Below are 1,077 nucleotides of genomic sequence, written 5' to 3'. Positions count from 1 at the left end.
TGTCGCATCCCGGACGATTGCATAGACTCCAAACGCTATCCACTCTTCATGGCGCGAGCGGTTCTAAAGGAGTTGATAGAGTCCTTGCAATCCACCCGGGGAGTGAAGCCATGTTGATAGCCCTGCACAAGAACGCCCGCACCACGCCCGCCGTGCGTGCCGAGATCGCAGCCAGCGATGAACCAGCCAGCGTCCTGGCCCAGCGCTTTGGGATCACTGAGCAGACGGTCTACAAGTGGAAGAAGCGTTCCGTCTTTGCAGACCGCTCTCACACTGCCCACCACCTGCAAACCGTGCTCACGCCAGCACAAGAAACAGTGGTGGTTCACTTGCGGCGTACCTTGCTGCTGCCTTTGGATGACCTGCTGGCCGTGACACGGGAGTTCATCTGTCCCCATGTCTCGCGCTCCGGGCTGGACAGGTGCTTGCGCCGCCATGGAGCGGGCAACCTCAATGCTCTAAAGCCCCAGCAGCCTGCGCTGGCCTACAAGACCTTCAAGAGCTACGAGCCAGGCTACGTGCACATGGACGTGAAGTACCTGCCCCAGATGCAGGATGAGAGCAGCCGGCGCTACCTGTTCGTGGCTATCGATAGGGCCACGCGTTGGGTGTTTGTGCAGCTCAAGTCCAACAAGACCGCCGCCAGTGCACAGGCCTTCCTCAAGGCGTTGCACAAGGCCTGTCCGATCAGGATCAACAAGCTGTTGACCGACAACGGCAAAGAGTTCACGGACCGTCTGTTTGCCAGCCGGGAACGCGAACCCAGCGGCAACCATGAATTCGATCAACTGTGCCAGGAGTTAGGCATCGAGCACCGACTGACTAAGCCCAGAACACCCAGAACCAACGGCATGGTGGAGCGATTTAACGGCCGCATTGCGGACGTTCTGAAGACCCACCGATTCAACAGCCGCGAAGACATGGAGCAGACCTTGTTGCGCTATGTGGCGTTGTACAACCACCAGCTACCGCTGTCAGCGCTCAAGAGCAGTACGCCGATGCAGGCGATGAAAGAGTGGTACCAGACCCACCCGCACCTGTTTCTCAAGCGACCATATGATCGTCCGGGATGCGACA

The 1,077-nt window shown here is 58.8% G+C and carries 1 protein-coding gene; it reads left to right on the top strand.

Going from position 1 to position 1,077, the window contains the following annotated elements; all coding sequences use genetic code 11:
- Positions 1-110: 110 nt before the first annotated feature.
- A partial coding sequence (locus tag KW832_RS25560) for an IS481 family transposase (protein ID WP_218301935.1) occupies positions 111-1,077 on the top strand: 967 nt, incomplete at its 3' end.

Origin of the sequence: Acidovorax sp. sif0632 (genome assembly GCF_019218805.1) — a bacterium.
GTDB lineage: Bacteria > Pseudomonadota > Gammaproteobacteria > Burkholderiales > Burkholderiaceae_C > Acidovorax > Acidovorax facilis.
This window is presented reverse-complemented; position numbering and strand designations above follow the sequence as displayed.